The organism is Kitasatospora sp. NPDC058406 (assembly GCF_042722765.1).
Lineage (GTDB): Bacteria > Actinomycetota > Actinomycetes > Streptomycetales > Streptomycetaceae > Kitasatospora.
In genome coordinates, this window is sequence record NZ_JBHXKE010000331.1 from 834 (window position 1) to 5,843 (window position 5,010).

The following is a 5,010-nucleotide window of genomic DNA, read 5'->3' on the forward strand; positions in this document are numbered from 1 at the left end:
CGGCGTGGGGTTCGCCGCCTGGTTCCGGCGCCGGTCCTCATACTAGTTCTTAAACTGGGTCCGGGGGACGGCGATGTCGCTCTGAGTCAGCTTCGGCTCAGATCCCGCGGCGGCGCAGGATCTCCTCGATGTCGGAGAAGTCCCCGAGCCCGTCGTCCCGCTTGGCCTGTTTCGCCGGCTTCTGCTGCTTCGCCGGCTTCTGCGGCTCGGCCCGCCTCGGCTGCTCGGCCTGCCTCGCCGGATCGAACGGCGCGGTGCCCGTGACACCGCCGGGATCCGCGCCGACGGCCGGGCGTGCGGGAGCCGGACCGGCCGCCGGACGCGCCCCGCCCCCGGCGACGGCGCCGCGACGGCCCGCCCAACGGGTGGTGGCCAGCAGCGCGGCCGAGACGCCCAGCAGCACGATGCCGGTCCAGACCCGGGGGTCGAAGACCAGCTTCGTCGCCCAGTCCGCCAGCTCGCTGCCGATGGTCCGGGCCACCGGGAAGAGGCCGGTCAGGTAGAGACCGGCCGGCACCAGCGCGAACGCGAACCAACGGGTCGCGGAGAGAAAGCGCCGGCGGTACGCGCGCAGGCCCGCGACGGCCACCCCGGCCGCCGTCAGCGCGAAGCTCACCGCCGCCGTCAGCACGGCCGCGTCCCGTCGTCGGCCGCCGCCCGCGCACCGCGCGCCGCTCGGCCGGTCGGCCTGTCAGTCGAACTGGTCATCTCGTCGGACCTCCCGTCGCTCCGGTCTGGCCGGGCCCGACCGCCGCCGGGACGGCACGGAGCCCACTAGTGGAACACTGGGGGCATGATCGAAGGTTCCCTCCCCCGTCTCGAGTTCTGGTGCGAGCTCCAGTGTCCGGACTGCCGCACCGCCCTGGACGACGTCCGGACGCTGCGCGCCCGGTACGGCGACGCGCTCCCCGTCGAGCTGCGCCACTTCCCGCTGGAGAAGCACAAGCACGCCTACGCCGCGGCGGAGGCCGCCGAGGAGGCGTTCGCGCAGGGCTTGGGGTGGCCGTACGTCGAGGCGCTGCTGGCCCGCGTCGAGGAGCTGGAGTCGCGCGGCACCGAGGTGCTGCTGGAGGTGGCGCGGGAGGTCGGGGTGGACGCCGAGGAGGTGGACACCGCGCTGGTGGACGGGCGGCACATGCTGATCGTCGACGCCGACCAGGCCGAGGGCAAGGCGATCGGCGTGCAGGGCACGCCGACCTACGTGATCGCCGGGCAGCGACTGGACGGCGGACGGAGCCAGGACGGCCTGCTGGACCGGATCGTCGCCGTCATCGAGGCGGCGCAGCGCTCCTGACGGCCCGTCGGCGGATCCGGCGTCAGATCAGCGTCTTGCCGTAGACGCGGTTGGTCACCCGGTAGCCGAGCGACTCGTAGAGCCGGATCGCGACCTCGTTGCCGCTGAAGACGTTCAGCCCCAGGTCGCGGACCCCGGCGGCCAGGCACTCCCGTTCCGCGAGCAGCATCAGCGCCCGGCCGTGGCCGTGGCCCCGGTGGGCCTCGGCCACCTCGACCACCATCACCCAGGCCATCGGCGCGCCGTCGGACAGGTCGCGGACCCGCAGGGCCAGCCAGAGCGAGCCCAGCGGGTCCGGCCCGGCACCCCTCAGCCGGCGCAGCGCGACACCGGGGGTGCCGGCCCCCAGGGGCAGCAGGTTCAGGTGGTCGGCGTCGGACTTGGCGCGGGCCTGCTCCTCCGCGAGACCGGACGAGACCAGGTCGCGCAGATAGCCCTCCTTGGCGTCCGCGAGCCAGTCCGGGAACTCCTCCGCGCCGATCGGGTGCGCGGTGAGGCCGGGCGGCAGCGCGGGCGGCGCGGTGAGGCGCTTGGCCATGTTCCGCATCCGCTCGCTGTAGCCGAGGGTGACCGCGAGCGAGCGCGCGAGCTGCGAGGACTCGGGGATGTCGGCGTCCACCCGGGTACAGCCCCAGCCGCGCAGCACCTCCTCGGCCGCCAGGGCGCCGAACGTCCCGCGCCCCCGCCCGCGCCCTTCGTGCACCTCCAACTCGGCTATCTCGCCCCAGAGTTGCCCGCCGCGCGGAACGAGGCTGGTGCGCAGGGCGCCGACCGGCCGGCCGTTGGCGCAGATCCGCCAGCGTCTGGTGCGGCCGCCGGCGGCGGTGGGTGTCTCCGGGCCCTCTGGGCGCAGCGTGGTGGTCATGCCGGGGTCCCTTCCCGCCGCCCGGGTGTTCTACCCGCCGGGGTGGGCGGGGCCGGGAGCCCCGGCGGCGCTCAGGGGTCCAGGTCGTCGGCGCTGCGCTCGGCGAAGACCGCCATGGCCTTGGTCGTCACCGGACCGGGCCCGGCCAGTTCGTGGCCGTCGACGCGGGTGACGGCCTGGACGTCGCGCAGGGTGGAGGTCAGGAAGACCTCCTCGGCCCGCTGGAGCGCGTCGAGCGGCAGGTCGGCCTCCTGGGCGCCGCACCAGTCGATGACGAGCCGGCGGGTGATGCCGGCCAGGCAGCCGGAGGAGAGCTGCGGGGTGAGCAGGGTTCCGTCGAGCACGACGAAGACGTTGGACCCGGTGCCCTCGCAGAGCCGGCCGGCGGTGTTGGCGAGGATCGCCTCGGAGGCGCGGGCCCGGTGGGCGGCGGCGAGGGCGACGACGTTCTCGGCGTACGAGGTGGTCTTCAGACCGGCGACGGCGCTGTGCTCGTTGCGGCGCCAGGGGACGACCGCGACGGCGGTGGTGTCGGGGCGGCGGGCGGCGGTGCCGAGGGAGACGACCAGGGTGGGGGCGTCGTCGCCGCGTTCGGAGCCGAGCGGGGCGACGCCACCGGTGTAGGTGACGCGCAGCCGGCCGAGCGGCACGGGGTTGGCGTCGAGGACCTGGGCGCAGGCCTCGCGGACCCGGTCGTGGTCGGGATCGGGCAGGCCGAGGCCGCGGGCCGAGCGGGTGAGCCGGTCGAGGTGGCGGGTGAGCGCGAAGGCCCGGCCGTCGACGGCCTTCAGGGTCTCGAAGACTCCGTCGCCGGTGGTGAGTCCGTGGTCGAGGACGGACAGGGCGGGGTCGGCGGAGTCGACGAGGGACCCGTTGACCCAGCTGGTGGTGGGGTGCTGCATCGAGGGCTGCTCCTCGTGGGTGGGGCGTGGGCGGGTCGGTTCCGGCCGGGGTCCGGAGACCGCGCCGGGGCGTTCCGGCTCTCAGTCGGTGGGGGTGTCGGTGCCCGACGCTATCGCGACCAGGCGGGCGGCCTTCAGTTCGGTTTCCGCCCACTCGCGGTCGGGGTCGGATCCCCAGGTGATGCCGGCACCGGTGCCGAAGCGGAGCTCGGGGGCGGCCGGGTCGGTCCGGTCGATCCAGAAGGTGCGGATGCCGACGGCGAGTTCGCCCTCGCCGCGGTCGGCGTCGACCCAGCCGACGGCCCCGCAGTAGGGGCCGCGCGGGGCGGTCTCCAGCGCCTCGATGATGCGCAGGGCGCTGGACTTGGGGGCCCCGGTCACCGAGCCGGGCGGGAAGGTCGCGGAGAGCAGTTCGGGCCAGCCGGCGTCCTCGCGCAGGGTCCCTTCGACGGTGGAGACCAGGTGGACCAGGCCGGGGTGCTTCTCGACGGCGCAGAGGTCCGGGACGCTGACGCTGCCGGTGGCGCAGACCCGTCCGAGGTCGTTGCGGACCAGGTCGACGATCATCACGTTCTCGGCGTGGTCCTTGTCGAGCAGGTCGTCCTCGGTGCGGCCGGTGCCCTTGATCGGGCCGGAGGAGACGGTGCGGCCGGTACGGCGCAGGTACAGCTCGGGCGAGGCGGTGGCGATCTCCACGCCGTGGCCGGGCAGCCGGACGGTGCCGGCGTAGGGCGCGGGGTTGCCGTGCGCGAGCAGGCCGGTGAGGGCGTCGACGTCGGTGCGGTCCGGGTCCGGCAGCGGCGCGGACAGCACGCGGCAGAGGTTCGCCTGGTAGACCTCGCCGGCCGCGATGTGCTCCCTGATCCGGCGGACGCCCGCGGTGTAGGAGGCGTGGTCGAGCGAGCTGCGCCAGCGGTCGGCGGCCGGTCCCCGCCAGCCCGCGCCGGACGGGGGCGCGGGGGCCGGGCGGACGTCGTCGAAGCGGGCACAGGTGAGCCGGCCCTCGAAGTCGTGGACGACGGCCCAGTAGCCGGCGGAGTCGAGGGCCGCCGGATCCGAGGTGACGTCGCGCAGCCCGGTCGCGAGGCGGCCGCCGAAGCGGGCGAGGGGGATGTGGGGGGCGGGGTGGCCGGACACGGGTCTCCTGCACGGGCTTGCTCGGTTGCGGTGCCTGAAGTGTAGGTCGGGGGGCGTGAGCAGAGTCGGGCATCGCGCGGGCGTGCGCCGGATGACCTGCGGGTGTCACTCAGGGTGCCGTTCGCCTCCCGACGGGGCCGTCCCGCGGGGTCGGCGCGGGCCCGGCCCGCGGCCGCCCGGCGGGCACCCCGGCGGCACGCTGCGGGAACGGATTTTTAGCTGGCCCGGGAATCCGCTAGAGTTCAACACGTCGCCAGGGAGCGCAGCCGGGAAAAACGGTGAAGATCCCGGGAGACAGGCGGACGTGGCTCAGTTGGTAGAGCATCACCTTGCCAAGGTGAGGGTCGCGAGTTCGAATCTCGTCGTCCGCTCGATGGAGAACAGTGTAAGATCGTTCTTCGAGTGTTGCCTGGTGGAGTGGCCGAGAGGCGAGGCAACGGCCTGCAAAGCCGTCTACACGGGTTCAAATCCCGTCTCCACCTCCAAGAGGACTCCCGGTTCCACCGGGTGACCTCCCCGCGCGATTAGCTCAGCGGGAGAGCACTACCTTGACACGGTAGGGGTCACTGGTTCAATCCCAGTATCGCGCACGTCGGATCCTCCGGGGTCTGCTGCAGGACCGCCGCACCAGGCGCGATTAGCTCAGCGGGAGAGCACTACCTTGACACGGTAGGGGTCACTGGTTCAATCCCAGTATCGCGCACGTCGGACCCTTCGGGGTCTGCTGCAGGACCGCCGCACCAGGCGCGATTAGCTCAGCGGGAGAGCACTACCTTGACACGGTAGGGGTCACTGGTTCAATCCCAGTATCG

General features: G+C 73.7%; 5 protein-coding genes and 4 tRNA genes. 5 read left to right on the plus strand and 4 right to left on the minus strand.

All coding sequences use genetic code 11. The features are described from left to right. Positions 1–97: 97 nt before the first annotated feature. Positions 98–631: a hypothetical protein gene (locus ACFWOG_RS37485; protein ID WP_380363929.1), complete on the minus strand. Its 534-nt coding sequence runs from the start codon at positions 629–631 to the stop codon at positions 98–100. A gap of 162 nt (positions 632–793) precedes the next feature. Between ACFWOG_RS37485 and ACFWOG_RS37490 the strand changes: the two genes are divergently transcribed. Next, positions 794–1,294, plus strand: coding sequence for a DsbA family protein (locus ACFWOG_RS37490; protein ID WP_329882279.1), 501 nt, complete (start codon positions 794–796; stop codon positions 1,292–1,294). Positions 1,295–1,316: 22 nt separating this feature from the next. Here ACFWOG_RS37490 and ACFWOG_RS37495 read toward each other — a convergent pair whose 3' ends face one another. The 3 genes from ACFWOG_RS37495 to ACFWOG_RS37505 form a co-directional block, all read right to left on the minus strand. Then, positions 1,317–2,159 (minus strand): GNAT family N-acetyltransferase, encoded by an 843-nt coding sequence (locus tag ACFWOG_RS37495; protein WP_380363932.1) that lies wholly within the window; start codon positions 2,157–2,159, stop codon positions 1,317–1,319. A 71-nt stretch (positions 2,160–2,230) separates the two neighbouring features. Continuing rightward, positions 2,231–3,061 carry an aminodeoxychorismate lyase gene (locus tag ACFWOG_RS37500; protein WP_329949822.1) on the minus strand — a complete coding sequence of 277 codons (831 nt, stop codon included), beginning with the start codon at positions 3,059–3,061 and terminating at the stop codon, positions 2,231–2,233. Positions 3,062–3,142: 81 nt separating this feature from the next. After that, a complete protein-coding gene (locus ACFWOG_RS37505; protein ID WP_355409381.1) occupies positions 3,143–4,198 on the minus strand; it encodes a chorismate-binding protein in 1,056 nt (351 codons plus the stop codon). Positions 4,199–4,496: 298 nt separating this feature from the next. On the opposite strand from ACFWOG_RS37505, the gene ACFWOG_RS37510 reads away from it, so the two are divergent. The 4 genes from ACFWOG_RS37510 (at position 4,497) to ACFWOG_RS37525 (ending at position 4,901) form a co-directional block, all read left to right on the plus strand. Next, positions 4,497–4,569, plus strand: a tRNA-Gly gene (locus ACFWOG_RS37510). Positions 4,570–4,609: 40 nt separating this feature from the next. Continuing rightward, positions 4,610–4,683, plus strand: a tRNA-Cys gene (locus tag ACFWOG_RS37515). Between the two features lie 33 nt (positions 4,684–4,716). Then, positions 4,717–4,788, plus strand: a tRNA-Val gene (locus ACFWOG_RS37520). Between the two features lie 41 nt (positions 4,789–4,829). Beyond that, positions 4,830–4,901, plus strand: a tRNA-Val gene (locus ACFWOG_RS37525). Positions 4,902–5,010: the final 109 nt, after the last annotated feature.